The sequence below is a fragment of the Bacillus sp. NPDC094106 genome (assembly GCF_044764345.1).
In the GTDB taxonomy this organism is placed as follows: domain Bacteria; phylum Bacillota; class Bacilli; order Bacillales; family Bacillaceae_G; genus Bacillus_A.
Genome location: NZ_JBIWHY010000002.1, coordinates 122,952 through 138,879, shown reverse-complemented (window position 1 = coordinate 138,879; position 15,928 = coordinate 122,952). Strand labels below are relative to the sequence as shown.

Genomic DNA, 15,928 nt, shown 5'->3' with positions numbered 1-15,928 from the left:
AAACCACAAATGAAATTAGCAAAGCGAGTAGCTGCTTTAACACCGTCTGCAACTTTAGAAATTACGGCAAAGGCACAAGCATTAAAAGCTGAAGGGCATGATGTAATTGGATTAGGGGCAGGAGAACCTGACTTTAATACGCCGGAGCATATTATAGATGCTGCACATAAAGCGATGTTAGAAGGACATACGAAATATACACCAACTGGTGGGTTAAATGCGTTAAAACAAGAAATTGTGAAGAAATTTACGCGTGATCAAGGATTAGCGTATGATCCAACTGAAATTATTGTATGTAATGGTGCGAAACATGCGCTTTATACATTATTCCAAGTGTTACTTGACGAAGGAGATGAAGTTATCATCCCAACTCCTTATTGGGTAAGTTATCCTGAGCAAGTAAAGCTTGCTGGTGGTAAGCCAGTTTATGTAGAAGGTTTAGAAGACAATCAGTACAAAATTACACCAGAGCAGCTGCGTGAGGCAATTACAGAGAAAACAAAAGCTGTTATTATTAATTCACCGAGCAATCCAACAGGAATGATTTATAGCAAAGAAGAATTAAGTCAGCTTGGGGAAGTATGTTTAGAACACGATATTTTAATTGTTTCTGATGAAATTTATGAGAAATTAGTTTATGGTGGAGTAGAATATACTTCAATTGCTCAGCTTTCTAATGCATTAAAAGAACAAACTCTTATTATTAATGGTGTATCGAAATCACATTCTATGACAGGATGGCGCATTGGATATGCAGCAGGAAATAAGCAGCTTATTAAAGCGATGACAAACTTAGCGAGTCATAGTACGTCAAACCCTACTTCAATTGCTCAATACGGTGCAATTGCTGCATATGCGGGCCCGCAAGAGCCTGTAGAAATGATGCGTCAAGCATTTGAAGAACGATTAAACATTATTTATGATAAATTAATTCAAATTCCTGGTTTCACTTGTATCAAACCGCAAGGCGCATTTTACTTATTCCCAAATGTAAAAGAAGCTGTAGCATTAGCTGGATACGAAACAGTTGATGAATGGGCAAAAGCCTTGCTAGAAGAAGAAAAAGTAGCCCTTGTTCCAGGAACAGGATTTGGGGCGCCAAACAATGTTCGTTTATCCTATGCAACATCTCTTGAACAATTAGAGAAAGCGTTGGAACGAATGAATACGTTTATGAAAAGTAAAGTACAGGCTTAACAAGTATTTCTTGCATTTGTACGTCAAATAGGTTACTTTAAACAAATGAAAAGGACCTCCCTATATATAGGGAGGTTTTTTGACGAATTGTGGCAAAAAGAAATTGTAACAGGTGTGTTATACTAGAGAGCGAGGTGTTTGGTGATGAAGAAAAAAATGATGTTACAGTGGTTTGAACAGGGCAGCATCGCAATTCCTAAATTGCTTATGATGCACTATAAAAAATTAGGTTTAAATGAAACAGAATTTATGGTTGTACTTCATGTGCATACGTTTTTAGAATCGGGTAATTCTTTTCCAACTCCTTCAGAGATTGCAGAGCGAATGACAATTACAGAAATGAAATGTATGGAAGTAATCCAAACATTAATCCAAAAAGGATTTTTAGCATTAGAAGGTGGACAAAGATCCGAAGCGATGATGTGTGAAAGTTATTCTTTGCAACCGCTTTGGGAAAAAATATTGCACTTTTTAATGAATGAAACAATAGAAGAAGAACAGAAAGAGCAAAAACAGCTTCAAGTAAATTTATATACAATTTTTGAACATGAATTTGGGAGACCATTATCGCCTTTTGAATGTGAAACATTAGCGATGTGGCAGGACCAAGATCAACACCATCCAAATTTAATTCAAGCAGCTCTTCGAGAAGCGGTAATGAGCGGGAAGCTTAATTTTCGATATATTGACCGGATTTTGTTTGAATGGAAAAAGAACGGGATTAAGACGGTTGATCAAGCGCAAGATCAGGGGCGGAAATTTAGAGCAAATCAACAACGAACGCAGCAAATATCGAAACAAGAGACCAAATATACAGGGAAAGTACCTTTTTATAATTGGCTGGAGCAGTAATGTAGGAGGAAATATATGTTAAATAAAAACCAAATTCGTTATTGTTTAGATACAATGGCAGATATGTATCCAGAAGCACATTGCGAATTAAATCATGATAATCCATTTGAACTTGTGATTGCGGTGGCATTATCTGCACAATGTACAGATGTACTTGTAAATAAAGTCACGAAAAATTTATTTCAAAAATATAAGACGCCTGAAGACTATTTAAATGTTTCTTTAGAAGAATTACAGCAAGATATTCGTTCAATCGGATTGTACAGAAATAAAGCAAAAAATATTCAGAAGTTATGCCGGATGCTACTTAATGATTATAATGGTAAGGTTCCGGAGGATCGTGATGAATTAACGAAATTACCAGGAGTTGGTAGAAAAACGGCGAATGTAGTTGTTTCAGTAGCATTTGGGATTCCTGCTATTGCCGTTGATACACATGTGGAGAGAGTAAGTAAACGCTTGGCGATTTGTAGGTGGAAAGATTCAGTTCTGGAAGTAGAAAAAACATTGATGAAGAAAGTACCTATGGAAGAGTGGGGAGTTACACATCATCGTATGATTTTCTTTGGACGTTATCATTGTAAGGCGCAGCGCCCGCAATGTGAAGAGTGCCCGTTACTAGAAGTATGTCGCGAAGGAAAAAAGCGAATGAAGGGAAAGTAAAAAGATGAAACAAGTGGTACAAATACCGGATGAGTTCCGGTGTATTCCCTTTTTTGAGGGGGATATAGACAAGATTATCTATCATACAGATGCATCTTTTGTGCAATTGATAGAAAGCCATTATTTCTTATTTGATATAGAAGAACAATACAAACCATGGAATGAGATAGAAATGAGTATTCCAGCTGTGCTAGATATATGGAAAGAAAAAAAAGAGGATATATCTATATCTTTTCGGAATCGAAAAAGAAAAGAAGCAAGTGAGCCGATGATTCACTTCGCAGCTCATTTATTATCAATGTTATATTGGTTAAATGGACAACCAGTGTCGGGATTGAAAGATATGAAGAGCAAGATTGAAGAACTACAGATAAAACCAATTAACTTTATGGAACGTTATTCATTTATTATAGAGCAACCAAATCATTATCATTCCTATATTCAACTGGCACAGTTGTATGTAGAAATAGAAAAGTTGTGTGTAAAAAAAATAATACAAAAAAAGAAGTCACCATCTCGTTAGAGAAAGGTGACTTCTTTTTTATATTATGGTGTTGGATTAACGGGCTCTGGTGGATGAACGTCTCCACCTGTTGGTTGATCTGGTTTTTGTTTATTAGCGTCATCTTCAGCTTTTTTCTTAGCCTCGTCTTCAGCTTTTTTCTTGGCGTCATCTTCAGCCTTTTTCTTGGCATCATCTTCGGCCTTTTTCTTAGCGTCATCTTCAGCTTTTTTCTTGGCGTCATCTTCAGCTTTTTTCTTGACGTCATCTTCAGCCTTTTTCTTAGCCTCGTCTTCAGCTTTTTTCTTGGCGTCATCTTCAGCCTTTTTCTTAGCCTCGTCTTCAGCTTTCTTCTTGGCATCTGCGTTTTCACCAGGAACAGTAAAGGATACGCCAGCGGCATCACTTGTACCAGTCCCTTTTTTCGCTACTACAGAGAAGGTGTAAGTCACACCTGGTTTTATACCGCTAAGTGTAGCAGTTGTACCACTCACGGATAGGCTGCCACTAGAACCGTCGTTGGCTTTATAGCTTGCAGAGTAAGCATCAACATCTGTTGAAGGACCAGACCAGCTTAATGTAATCGTATTAGATGCTGCATCATAAGATGGCGTTACACCAGTTGGTGGATCGACTTTGATCTGCTTAACAGCATCCTTTTTTGCACCTTTCACATAGAGTTCATCATTTATACGTTCTACAGAAGAAGGTTGTTCAAAACGAGTTTTATCTGTAGCATATTTACTCATCATTGCTTTAAACATTTGCTGTGCAATTTTTGTTGAGCGATCGCCTATATAATTTTCTTTACTATCTTTTTCGTAACCTGTCCAAACGGCCATTGTATATTGCGGTGTATATCCTGCAAACCAACTATCTCGGTTTGCATCTGCTGGAATACCATATTTTTGGATAACCGATTTATCATAGTTTTGAGTTCCGGTCTTACCAGCAAGATCGACGCCTGGAACATATGCTGCCGAGCCTGTACCACCAGATCCTGGTTTTACAACATCGCGAAGGACATCTGTAATCATGTATGCTGTGTAATCTTGCATTACTCGTTTTTCTTTTGGTTTAAAGCTTTTCTTTTTGCCATCAGGGAAGACAACTTCTTTTACGAAATGAGGTTTATTGTAAACACCATCGTTCCCAAATGCCGCATAGGCACCAGCTACCTGTAATGGAGAACTTTCGTTACTACCAATTGCCGTTGATTCATATGGGCCATCTTTGAATGTCATACCAAGTTTTTCGGCAAATTCTTTTGATTTATTTAACCCGACTGTTTGAGCAGTTTTTAAAGCAGGAATGTTTAAAGACTTTTTCAATGCTTCACGCATAGAAACATCCCCTTTGTAACTGCTTGTCGCATTTCGAATTTTTGTACCGTTTGAGTACGTATATTCTGAGTCGTTTAATTGATGATAAGTGGACCACTGTAGATTTTCAATCGCTGGACCGTAGTCAAAAATAGGTTTCATTGTGGAACCTACTTGGCGCTCTAAATCAATCGCCATATTATGTCCTTTAAATGTCGATTTACTTTCTTTACGTCCAGCACCAACTGCGCGAACTTCTCCAGAGGTTGTATCCATAAATACGAAAGAACCTTGGAATTGATCATTTGGGTATTTAATAATGTCCCCATCCATTATGTTTTCAGCGTACTCTTGTGCGTCCCTATCAAGCGTTGTGTAAATTTGTAATCCATCAGATCCAATATTTACATCAGGCTCTTCTTTTTCGATTTCTTTTACAACTGCATCTAAAAAGGCAGGGTAAGGCATTTCAGTAACTTCTTTAGATGGAAGAAGTCCGTCTGTTACTGGGATAGCCATTGCCTCATCCATTTGTTGTTTTGTAATGAAATTATGACGATTCATTAATGTTAATACAACGTTACGACGTTTAGTTGCACGTTCGACATTTTCTTTTTTTGTTGGATCATAAATATTTGGTCCTTGTGGTAATCCCGCAAGCATTGCAGCTTCATGTAACTTTAAATCTTTTAAATCTTTTCCATAATAGTTTTGCGCTGCAGTTGCGACACCATAAGAACGATTACCTAGGTTAATCTTGTTTAAGTACATTTCTAAAATTTCATGTTTGGAGTATTGTTGCTCTAATTTATAAGCTAAATACCATTCTTGTACTTTTCGCTTTGATGTTTTTTCCATCGTTAGAAAATAGTTTTTGATTACCTGTTGTGTAATTGTACTACCACCTTGTGATCCAAATCCGCCTGTGATGTTTTCCATAATCGCTTTTCCTGTACGTTTAATGTCGATTCCATTATGTTCATAAAAGCGAGCGTCTTCAGTGGCGAGGAATGCATTTTCTACTACTTTTGGAACTTGATCGTAAGTGATATTCGTTCGTTTTTCGGCACCATATTCATAAAAGAAATTGCCATTTTTATCATAAAATTTAGTAGATAACGGATTGACAAGTTTCGCTTTATCTAGCTTTGGAGCATCTTTTACCATGATGAAGAAAGCAGAAACCCCTGCCACAAGGCCAACAATGCCAAGAAGTAGGCAACCTATTAAAAATTTCTTAAAAAAGGAACCTTTTTTCTTGGGCTTCTCCTTTTTATTTGTTTCTTTCGTTTGATGTTTTGCATGTTTTCGTTCTGTACGAGAACGATACTTTTCTGACATTATACTTTCTCCTACCTTTCATTTTCTCCCCAAAAGTCGAAAAAAGAGCCTTATTGTTGACTCTATCATGAAAAATAAACCGTGTCTAGTACACGAATGTAATCAATTCGAGGGTGATAACCGCATGATAACAAGGATCCGTGCTCTTCGATTTCTTGTTTTGTAATCGATTTACGTCCACCATTATCTTGACGATTCCAAAATGAAATAACGTGTTTTGCATCGAGTAAATAAAATTCATCATAAAGTGTAAATTTAATAATAACAAATGCAATTCCATTATGAGCAATTACACGTTTCATATGCTCAATTTGATGATAATGGAAATTTTGTAGCGGGAAACTTGTTTTATTTTTTGTTTCTTTCGCTTCAAAATCAATGTATTTCCCCTTATATACACCGTTGTAATCTGTCGTAGAAGGCTGTTTAAAATAAGCTTCTTTTACAACTGCAGCGCTTCGAGCGGGGTAATCTACTTTTACAATTTGAAGAGGGGTCGGTTTTTTATGTACACATGCAATATTATGACTTAAATAATATTGATTTGTTTCATTTAATTCCTCTTCAAGAGACATACCTCTGTTACTGTAAGTATGTTTTTTTATTTGACTTTTTTGAGGCTGTAACGCTTGGTTATACCTTTTTCCGTTTGGATAACGAATGGTCATATTTTGTCCACTCCAACTTACTTAGGATCACTTACAAAGGTGATTATATCAAAAAAAACAAAGGAAATGTGACTTTTTTCAGGAGAGATGAGGCGATTTACTAATGTTTGTGTGGAATGAGTACGAGAAAATACAAAACGAACGTAGGGGTATTTCTTGTACAAAAGAGGAGAAGCATTTAATCATGTATATTAAGGAACAAATGACTCTAGCGAATATAGATAATATCTCACGTACACATGCCTATCAAGAATATTACTTGAGAAATAAAGAAATTCGGTGGTCTTTTTTAGCCAGTATGGTTTCGAGAAATTCTGGGTGGAATATGACAGATTTAGAAGGGAAGTATTATCCGAACGTTTTATCTGAAGAGAGGAGAAAACAATTATTTCTCACATATGAAAGTGCGAATTGGCTTATTTTTTCAGATGCATATCCGCAATTATTATTGTACGAACATAGTAAAGAGGGCGGTGCAACGCTTTTTCATTTATTACAGTTTTTTGAAATATCTATTTTTATGGAGAAAGAATGGAAACGCTTTTGGGTAGAAAGAGATATGAATCGACTTATGACGGCACTAATTATTAATGAACAAAATAAAATTCAAAAACCAGTTATTGAGAATTCATATTTTCAAAAACGTGTATTTGATACAGCACTCTTTAAATTTCAAGAATGGTTTCATTTTAATGCGGTGATTTTTCCGACGGTGGAAGGGAATTTATATGGCTTCTCAGTTTATGAATTTGAAAAGTTACAAAAGCGCATCGAGCTTGGAAAGAACCTAGCATGGTTATTGTTTCATCCTGACTATGAAGAGTTATTTTATGATTTTGTCTTACATACTGTTCACACAGGTTCAAGGATGGATTATGAGCAATATTTTAAAGTTTCAAAAGAACAGGACACACCTCAGCTTAGAGATGTCTTTTCAATTGTGCCGCATCAAAAAAAGATTGAAACAGATTGGTTCCATTCAGAAATGGATGTAGAGACTTTATTTTTGCATAAGGAGCCAAAGGAAGAAACTGATATAACGGTTTGGTTTAGAGATAAACAAAAGCAAGTGCATCTTTTTTCTACATTAAATGGCTTTTTTAAAAGGTTAGATGACTTCATGATATAATAAGAAAAAGTCCCGCACTTTTACAAGGATGCGGGACTACTCGATTGGTTACGTTTATACATGTTTCATGAAAATATATCATCTCAGCGGAATGTGAAAAGAAGGAAGTTATCTGAGGTGGATAACTTTTCTAACGCATGAAAGTCTCCCTTTATGTAGCAGGGAAGTTTGGCCCATCTAGCTTTGGATTTCCAGTCTCAGGTTTATTTTGTTGTTTGTTTTGCTTTTTCTTCTTTTCATCTTTATTTTTAGCCATGGTAACACCTCCCTTTTGTATTGTTACCATTTCTATAAAACACATACAAACCGATTTCTTCCGCTATTTTCGGAAAATAATTCCCTAACTATAAAGTGAAACTTTAATCAGTGTGGGGGGTTCTTCATCCCCCACTGATTATCAGCCATCACCAATCGGGCTTTTACGGGCAGTTTATCTCCCACCTACCTTCTTTGCTTTCACCGAATTTTGAGGTGGGAGTCTTACTGCCCGTTAATGCGGGATAAAAATTGAGTAGAGATAAGGAAGAGGAATAAGGAGGACAAATTGTTGGTGAAATCCTCATCATTGGTGGAAGTTTCACTTTATTTGCCGAATCTCAACTAGTTTTGTCAGTCATGCAGGAGTGAAAAGTGAACTGTCGAAATTACATGACAAAGGGAAAGCAAAGAAGGAGGCGTTTTATAAATGGCGATGGTTCAGAAGGAAAATGTAATGAAGAAAATGGATCAAATGTTAAGTGCTCTTGATTTGCTGGAAATGAATGTTTCTCTTAGGGTTAATCATGCTATAAAGGATAGACGTGAAGATATATGTAATAAGGTAGAAATAACAGAAATGCATATTCAACATATGGAAGATAAATTATTGCATCATGAAGAAAAAGGAAGTTGGCTTCAAACGTTTCAAAACGTCGTAGTAGGTGCATAGTAAGGTGGGAATAGAGTGAAGTATCAAGCGTTAATGCAATCTTCAAAAAAGTTAATGGATTATAATGATAAAACGATTGTAAAAAAAAGAGAAGATAAAGAGTTTGATTTTTATACGGATATGAAGCCTTTTGTAGATATGGTTGATCGAGAGTTAGAGGATTGGAAAGAATTAGCCTATCAATGGATAAAACAAGAAAAGCCTAAATATATACATTTACAGCAAATTGATCAAGTGTATGATAATTTACAAAATAATGCTTTGCAGTGTTTTGTAAATAAGGGAAAAGGGAAACGATTTTATGAAACGCATCAAGCGATTTTATATACGTTGCAAAATGTTGTGGAGTTATGTAAGTGACAAGAGGGGAAACCCTCTTGTTTTTATGATTCTACAATTGTATGTGTGGGTTTTGTTGCCCCACTTGTTTCTAATTCACGTATCAATACTCGATATTCTGATATACATATTTTTCCTTCGAGATAACAATGTCTTGCGAAGTCGAGTAACTCATTCATATCTTCTGTACAATACCCCTTTTTTTGAGAAAAAGCCTGTTTTAAATCCCCTAATACCATGTTGATTCCTCCCCTATGAGAATCTTCTTCTTCATTATCATACCATGAAAGGGCTTACTTTCTTATTTTTTTAAAAATTTAAACTTCCGACAAAAACAGACATTTATATAGGTACACATTTTATTTTATAGGTACATATTCTATAGGTAGAAACTTAGGTAAAGGGGGAGAGAATGCATGTTTCAACAATCTAATGCATATCAGCAATCAAATTCATATACAAATCCAAATGTTTATCAATATAATGAGGATACATATTTACGCTACAATATGTATCCTTTCGCGCCTTATTATGGAAATCAAAATTATTATCAGCCATTTGAAGTGTCCTTCATGAACCAGCAACAGCAGCCGTATATGAATCAGCAACAGCAGCCGTATATGAATCAGCAACAGCAGCCGTATATGAATCAGCAACAGCAGCCAGATATGAACCAGCAACAGCAGCCGTATATGAACCAGCAACAGCAGCCAGATATGAACCAGCAACAGCAGCCATATATGAATCAGCAATATTATGTACCACCGCAACCACAACCGTATATGAATCAGCCATCTATGTTTTATCCACCGAAACAGCCTTTTCAACCATATCCAACAATGAATAAACAAAAGCAACAACCAAGTCAGTTTTCTAGTTTTGTATCTCAATTTAAAACCGCAGATGGAAACTACGATGTGAATAAAATGATGAATACAGCAGGACAAATGATGAATGCGATGAATCAAGTTACAGGGATTGTAAAACAAGTTGGAGGATTTTTCGCAAAATAATGATAGCTATGTGGTCAAGTTAGTAGATAGAAATGACTACAATATAGACAAATTTCCATTAAATAAATAGGTGTATATAACAAGCGGCTTTGATTCTTCTCTCATATTGTAAAGTGTAGTCAGATTTTTTTATGAGAGAGGAGAGAAAAACTATGCATCATTGTCATCCTTGTTTTGGAGGGCATAAGCCTACAGGACCTATTTGTACAACACCTCCTGTCATTCATCCAACAAAACAATGCGTAACACACACTTTTTCCACAACGGTGGTGCCGCATGTTCATCCAACTCATACAACACATGTTCACCATCAACAAGTTAAAAGTGCACACTTCTTCCCACAAACAACTTCAAATGTAAATGTTGTAGAACCTGGTGGACCTGGAGGATTCGGTGGAGTTGGAGGGTTCGGTGGACCTGGAGGATTCGGTGGAGTTGGAGGGTTCGGTGGACCTGGAGGATTTGGTGGACCTGGAGGATTCGGTGGACCTGGAGGAGTTGGAGGAGTTGGAGGGTTCGGTGGACCTGGTGGAGTTGGAGGATTCGGTGGACCTGGAGCATGTTGCCATCATCATCATCATCCACATCATGTATCTCCATTAGGACCAAACGTAGGCCCGAATGTATCACCGTTCGGACCTAATATAGGACCAAACGTTGGTGGAATGTTTAAAAAGTAAATGTTATGTTGGAACTAGCGAAATGCTAGTTCTTTTCTTTTAAATGGAGTGTTGATATGAAAGTTGTAGCTGTAACAGGATATAAGCCATTTGAACTTGGAATATTTAAGAATGATCATCCAGGTGTTGCGTGCATAAAAAAAGCGGTACATCGTAAGTTACTCGCCTTTATAGAAGAGGGATTAGAGTGGGTTATCATAAGTGGACAGCTAGGGGTAGAGTTATGGGCTGCTGAAGTTGTTTTTGAAATGCAGTTAGAGTATCCTGATTTAAAACTTGCTGTGTTTACCCCTTTTTTAGAACAAGAAGAAAGTTGGAAAGAAGGAAATCGAGAACTTTATGAGTTTGTTCTTGGACAAGCAGATCATGTTGATAGTATTACAAAAAGAAAATATGAAAGTCCAGAACAGTTTCGATTGAAAAATCAATTTTTTATTGAAAAAAGTGATGCACTTTTGGCTGTATACGATGAAGAAAAACCAGGAAGTCCTAAATACATGGTAGAAGCAGCAAAGAAAAAAGGAGAAATAGAAAATTATCATAGTTATTTCATTCTTTTTTCTGATTTACAAGATATAATAGAAGAGGAACAGTGGAATAATGCAGAGTAATGTGAAATATAGCTCATGTATAGATGATTGACAAAAGGCACTGTTTCTGAAAAAATTTAGCTAATGAAAGTTTTGGGAAAAATTTGAGGTGAAGAGAATGATTTCGGATAAAATTAAACTAACAGCGAAAGATATTTTAGAAAAAGAATTTAAAACTGGCATGAGAGGCTATCAACAAGAAGAAGTAGATAAGTTCCTTGATATGATTATTAAAGATTATGAAGCATTTCATAAGGAACTTGAACAATTGCAGCAACAGAATTCGCGTTTAAAACGTGAATTAGAAGAACAAAAATTAGTTGGAGCACAAGCTCCGCAGCAACCGGCTCCAACACCAGTTGCACAACCTGTATACAACAATACGAATACAGATATTTTAAAGCGTTTATCTAATCTGGAAAAAGCTGTATTTGGAAGTAAGTTATACGAGTAATATAGGAATGGAAAAAGATTGAAGCATTTTACATATAAAAAAGCATTGCAAAATCTTTTTGTTTCCACTATACTAATGTTTGTCATAACGTTTGGGTAATCGCTGCAACGCCAACGTTGTAGAGGAAAGTCCATGCTCGCACGACCTGAGATGGTCGTAGTGTTCGTGCCTAGCCAATTCATAAGCTAGGGTATTCTGGCTGTAAGGCTGGATTAACGGCAGGGAAAAAACCTAAGTCCTTTTGGATATGGTTTGACTACCTTTAAAGTGCCACAGTGACGAAGTCCTTGAAGAAATGATAGGAGTGGAACGAGGTAAACCCCACGAGCGAGAAACCCAAATAATGGTAGGGGAATCTTTTCCAAGGAAATGAACGATGGGAAAGGACAGGTTTGAGTAACCTGTAGATAGATGATTGCCACCGGAGTACGAGGCGTGGGCCGTTTGCAGTACAAAGGAACAGAACATGGCTTACAGAACGTTATGAACCAATGATGAAATAACTCAGCTCTCCTTTGTAAGAGGAGGGCTTTTTATTTGTATGAAGTGATAACGTGTGAGTCAAAATGATAAATAAGAAAATACTTCGTAATATGGAATAATTAATAGAAGACAAAACTATTAGTTATTGTTTGATTATACATAAGAGGTGAATGCAAATGGGAAAAGTTACTTTAATTGCAACAGCGGCAATGGGAATTGAAGCTTTAGTTGCAAGAGAAGTTCGCGATCTTGGTTATGAATGCCAGGTAGAAAATGGAAAAGTAACGTTTGAAGCGGATGCAAAAGCAATTTGTCGTACGAATTTATGGTTACGTACTGCAGATCGTGTGAAAATTAAAGTTGGTGAATTCAAAGCGACAACATTTGATGAGTTATTTGAAAAGACGAAGGCTTTAAATTGGGGTGACTATATTCCAGAAAACGGAGAGTTTCCTGTTATTGGAAAGTCATTAAAATCAACGTTATTTAGTGTTTCAGATTGTCAACGTATTGTAAAAAAGGCTGTTGTTGAGAAATTAAAGACAACTTATAGACGTACAACATGGTTTGAAGAAGATGGTCCTTTATTCCGTATCGAAATTGCGATGTTAAAAGATATTGCAACATTAACAATTGATGCAAGTGGCGTTGGTCTTCATAAGCGTGGCTACCGTGTTGATCAAGGGGAAGCACCTTTGAAAGAAACATTAGCTGCATCTTTAATTAAACTTACAAATTGGAAGCCAGATCGACCATTTGTTGATCCATTCTGTGGTTCTGGGACAATTCCGATCGAAGCGGCACTAATTGGACAAAATATTGCTCCTGGCTTTAACCGTGAGTTTGCATCTGATGAATGGGGCTGGATTGGTAAGCAAAATTGGAAAGAAGCACGTCAAGAAGCAGAAGATTTAGCGAATTATGATCAGCCATTACAAATTATTGGATCAGATATTGACCACCGCATGATCAGAGTTGCGCAAGATAATGCGGATGAAGTTGGACTTGGTGACTTAATTTCCTTTAAACAAATGCAAGTAAAAGATTTCACAACAAAAGAGGAATATGGCTATGTTGTAACGAATCCTCCATATGGAGAACGTTTAAGTGAAAAAGAACTTGTTGAAAAGTTATATAAAGAAATGGGAGAGGTATTCCGCCCATTAGATACGTGGTCGCTGTATTTATTAACAAGCTATGAAGCGTTTGAAAAATGTTATGGAAAAGAAGCATCGAAAAAGCGTAAACTATTTAACGGCTTTATTCGTACAGATTACTATCAGTACTTTGGGAAACGCCCACCACGCAATTCATAGTATAAAACCTCTTTCCTGCGCATATACTGGCTATTATGTAATGTGCAAAAGGAGGAATCAATATGGATGGTTTCCAATTGTCAATGATTCAAAAGGCCATTCATCGTACGTATGATGAGCTTGGAAAAGAAATTAATTTTCAAGGTGTAGCAGCAGATGAAATACAAAAAGCGCAGGAAGAATATTTATCTGCATTATCACATGAAACATTAATTGATAAGCGCTACTTAAAGTCATTAATAGAGTAAAAAAGTTTTCCTTTATATAAAGGAAAACTTTTTTCGCGCATTTCTATGTATTACAACAGGGGAAAGCAACTGCTATTTAGAAATAGCAGTTGCTATATCTTTTTATAGAAAAACTTTTTTGTTGGAGGCTGAGGATGTTTACTGAGAAGAAATTACCATTTGAAGTAGGGAAACAAGATAATTTTTATGATAAGTTGAATGAGTGGATTGGAGATGTGTTTTACGATATCCTCCCAGAAAAAGGTTTTGAAGAACGCGATGAACAAATTTTTATGGCATTCCAATTAGAACGAGCATTTCAAGAGAAGAAAGTTATGTTCGCGGAGGCAGGCGTAGGAACGGGTAAAACGATTGTGTATCTTTTATATGCAATTTGTTATGCGCGTTATACGGGGAAACCAGCTATTATTGCTTGTGCAGACGAAACGTTAATCGAGCAGCTGGTGAAAGAAGAAGGGGACATTGCTAAATTATCAGAAGCATTAGGGTTATCAGTTGATGTACGTCTAGCAAAATCAATGGATAATTATTTATGCTTACGTAAACTTGAAGACGTGATGAGTGGACGAGCTCCAGAAGTAATTGAAGATCTATATTATGAATTACCTCAATTTGTATTTGATCATGGAACAATGCAAAATTTTACGCATTATGGTGATCGAAAAGAGTTTCCACTATTAAATGACGAAGAATGGTCAAAAGTATCTTGGGATTATTTCCAGGACTGCTTTACATGTGATTCTCGTCATCGTTGTGGTCAAACACTTTCTCGTGAACATTATCGTAAAGCAGCAGATTTAATTATTTGCTCTCAAGATTTCTATATGGATCATATTTGGACATATGATGCTCGTAAGCGTGAAGGCCAGATGCCGCTTTTACCAGAAAGTAGCTGTGTTGTCTTTGACGAAGGCCATCTTGTTGAATATGCGGCACAAAAAGCATTAACGTACCGATTAAAGCAAACGATGATGGAACAATTATTAACAAGATTATTACAAAATGATATCCGAGAAGAGTTTGCTCATTTAGTAGAAGAAACGATTTGGCAAACAGAGCGATTCTTTGATGTTTTACAAGAGAATAAAAAAGAAATTGCTGGTTCGGATCGTTTAGAACTTACTGTGACAGAAAAGGTAACTGCTGAGGCAAAACGACTTTATGCGAAAATTGGGGAAGTCGGTGATGCATTAGTATTTGAAAGTGAAATGTACACAGTAAACACATATGATTTAAATATCGTTGATGAGCATTTAGATGTATTGGAGCATTCACTTCGTCTTTTCATGCATGAGAAAAATGTAATTACATGGGGAGAAGAAGGTGATGGTGCCTTTACATTAGTTATTATGCCACGTGCCGTAGAAGAAGTGTTGCAGGAGAAAGTATTCTCGAAAAAAATTCCGTATATTTTCTCTTCTGCTACATTATCTGAAAATGATTCATTTGCATTTACAGCAAATAGCTTAGGAGTAAAAGATTATTTATCGTTCGCAGTGGCTTCTCCGTTTGATTATGAAGAACAAATGAAAGTGTACTTACCGTCGTATACGAAGGAAAATGAATGGGAACGAAAATGTCAGTATACACTTGAGAACATTCAAAAAACAAATGGACGTACACTTGTATTATTCCGTACAACACAAGAACTTGCGGCATTCAAAGAATATGTGAATAAAGAGCAAATGTCTGTTCCGTTCTTATATGAAGGAGACCAAGAAATTAGTCAACTTGTTTCACGTTTCCAAAATGAAGAAGAGACTGTGCTTTGCGCGGTTCATTTATGGGAAGGTTTAGATATTCCGGGTTCATCATTATCTCATGTCATTATTTGGTCGCTTCCATTCCCTCCAAACGATCCTGTGTTTGAAGCGAAACGTAAGCACGTGAATGATCCATTTTGGGATGTAGATGTACCATATATGATTTTACGTCTTCGTCAAGGAATTGGTCGCTTAATTCGTACAAGTGAGGATAAGGGTGCGATTTCGTTATTCTTGTCAGAGAATGAAAACGAAAAGGTTATTGAGGCTGTAAAGAAAGTACTTCCAGTAGAAGGTGCGGCTTTATAAAGTGAAAGTCGATTATCAGGTTTTTTTACGCTTCACCAAATAGGAAAAAGCTTGGCAAATGCCGAGCTTTTTTCTATTGGAAGAAAAGGAGATTATCTATTTATGTCGAAATAAAGGTGAGGTAGAAAAAG

The 15,928-nt window shown here is 36.4% G+C and carries 17 protein-coding genes and 1 other RNA gene; 15 read left to right on the top strand and 3 right to left on the bottom strand.

The genetic code is table 11. The features are described 5' to 3' along the window. Positions 1 to 9 precede the first annotated feature (9 nt). The 4 genes from aspB (at position 10) to ACIQ7L_RS03510 (ending at position 3,235) form a co-directional block, all read left to right on the top strand. Complete coding sequence (gene aspB / locus ACIQ7L_RS03525; protein WP_400566664.1) at positions 10 to 1,197, top strand: aspartate transaminase AspB; 1,188 nt, start codon at positions 10 to 12, stop codon at positions 1,195 to 1,197. A gap of 144 nt (positions 1,198 to 1,341) precedes the next feature. Beyond that, complete coding sequence (gene dnaD / locus ACIQ7L_RS03520) at positions 1,342 to 2,049, top strand: DNA replication protein DnaD (RefSeq protein ID WP_400566661.1); 708 nt, start codon at positions 1,342 to 1,344, stop codon at positions 2,047 to 2,049. Positions 2,050 to 2,064: 15 nt separating this feature from the next. Then, entirely contained in the window at positions 2,065 to 2,712 is a 648-nt protein-coding gene (nth, locus tag ACIQ7L_RS03515; protein ID WP_097897206.1) for an endonuclease III, read from the top strand. 4 nt (positions 2,713 to 2,716) lie between these two features. Then, complete coding sequence (locus tag ACIQ7L_RS03510; RefSeq protein WP_400566658.1) at positions 2,717 to 3,235, top strand: YpoC family protein; 519 nt, start codon at positions 2,717 to 2,719, stop codon at positions 3,233 to 3,235. Positions 3,236 to 3,258: 23 nt separating this feature from the next. Here ACIQ7L_RS03510 and ACIQ7L_RS03505 read toward each other — a convergent pair whose 3' ends face one another. Continuing rightward, on the bottom strand, positions 3,259 to 5,877 hold the full coding sequence (locus ACIQ7L_RS03505) for a PBP1A family penicillin-binding protein (protein WP_400566656.1): 2,619 nt from the start codon (positions 5,875 to 5,877) through the stop codon (positions 3,259 to 3,261). 65 nt (positions 5,878 to 5,942) lie between these two features. After that, positions 5,943 to 6,545 (bottom strand): Holliday junction resolvase RecU, encoded by a 603-nt coding sequence (recU, locus tag ACIQ7L_RS03500; RefSeq protein ID WP_400566654.1) that lies wholly within the window; start codon positions 6,543 to 6,545, stop codon positions 5,943 to 5,945. A gap of 103 nt (positions 6,546 to 6,648) precedes the next feature. Here recU and ACIQ7L_RS03495 point away from each other — a divergent pair, with 103 nt between their 5' ends. The 3 genes from ACIQ7L_RS03495 (at position 6,649) to ACIQ7L_RS03485 (ending at position 8,962) form a co-directional block, all read left to right on the top strand. Then, on the top strand, positions 6,649 to 7,674 hold the full coding sequence (locus ACIQ7L_RS03495; RefSeq protein WP_400566652.1) for a DUF2515 domain-containing protein: 1,026 nt from the start codon (positions 6,649 to 6,651) through the stop codon (positions 7,672 to 7,674). 685 nt (positions 7,675 to 8,359) lie between these two features. After that, complete coding sequence (locus ACIQ7L_RS03490) at positions 8,360 to 8,602, top strand: hypothetical protein (RefSeq protein WP_400566649.1); 243 nt, start codon at positions 8,360 to 8,362, stop codon at positions 8,600 to 8,602. A gap of 15 nt (positions 8,603 to 8,617) precedes the next feature. Further along, entirely contained in the window at positions 8,618 to 8,962 is a 345-nt protein-coding gene (locus ACIQ7L_RS03485) for a YppE family protein (RefSeq protein ID WP_400566647.1), read from the top strand. Positions 8,963 to 8,985: 23 nt separating this feature from the next. On the opposite strand, the gene ACIQ7L_RS03480 is transcribed toward ACIQ7L_RS03485, so the two are convergent. Beyond that, positions 8,986 to 9,180, bottom strand: coding sequence for a YppF family protein (locus tag ACIQ7L_RS03480; RefSeq protein WP_400566644.1), 195 nt, complete (start codon positions 9,178 to 9,180; stop codon positions 8,986 to 8,988). A gap of 177 nt (positions 9,181 to 9,357) precedes the next feature. On the opposite strand from ACIQ7L_RS03480, the gene ACIQ7L_RS03475 reads away from it, so the two are divergent. From ACIQ7L_RS03475 to ACIQ7L_RS03440, 8 genes are all read left to right on the top strand, one after another. Next, positions 9,358 to 9,954, top strand: a complete 597-nt coding sequence (locus ACIQ7L_RS03475; RefSeq protein ID WP_400566642.1) for a YppG family protein — start codon at positions 9,358 to 9,360, stop codon at positions 9,952 to 9,954. A gap of 152 nt (positions 9,955 to 10,106) precedes the next feature. Continuing rightward, a complete protein-coding gene (locus ACIQ7L_RS03470) occupies positions 10,107 to 10,634 on the top strand; it encodes a CotD family spore coat protein (protein WP_400566639.1) in 528 nt (175 codons plus the stop codon). A gap of 56 nt (positions 10,635 to 10,690) precedes the next feature. Beyond that, positions 10,691 to 11,245, top strand: coding sequence for an SLOG family protein (locus tag ACIQ7L_RS03465; RefSeq protein ID WP_400566636.1), 555 nt, complete (start codon positions 10,691 to 10,693; stop codon positions 11,243 to 11,245). 97 nt (positions 11,246 to 11,342) lie between these two features. Continuing rightward, positions 11,343 to 11,678: a cell division regulator GpsB gene (gpsB, locus tag ACIQ7L_RS03460; RefSeq protein ID WP_400566634.1), complete on the top strand. Its 336-nt coding sequence runs from the start codon at positions 11,343 to 11,345 to the stop codon at positions 11,676 to 11,678. An 87-nt stretch (positions 11,679 to 11,765) separates the two neighbouring features. Beyond that, positions 11,766 to 12,157, top strand: an RNA gene (rnpB, locus tag ACIQ7L_RS03455) — RNase P RNA component class B. A gap of 180 nt (positions 12,158 to 12,337) precedes the next feature. Then, entirely contained in the window at positions 12,338 to 13,477 is a 1,140-nt protein-coding gene (locus tag ACIQ7L_RS03450; protein ID WP_400566631.1) for a THUMP domain-containing class I SAM-dependent RNA methyltransferase, read from the top strand. Between the two features lie 62 nt (positions 13,478 to 13,539). Continuing rightward, positions 13,540 to 13,725, top strand: coding sequence for a DUF3921 domain-containing protein (locus ACIQ7L_RS03445; RefSeq protein ID WP_097897193.1), 186 nt, complete (start codon positions 13,540 to 13,542; stop codon positions 13,723 to 13,725). 134 nt (positions 13,726 to 13,859) lie between these two features. Next, entirely contained in the window at positions 13,860 to 15,797 is a 1,938-nt protein-coding gene (locus tag ACIQ7L_RS03440; protein ID WP_400566629.1) for an ATP-dependent DNA helicase, read from the top strand. Positions 15,798 to 15,928: the final 131 nt, after the last annotated feature.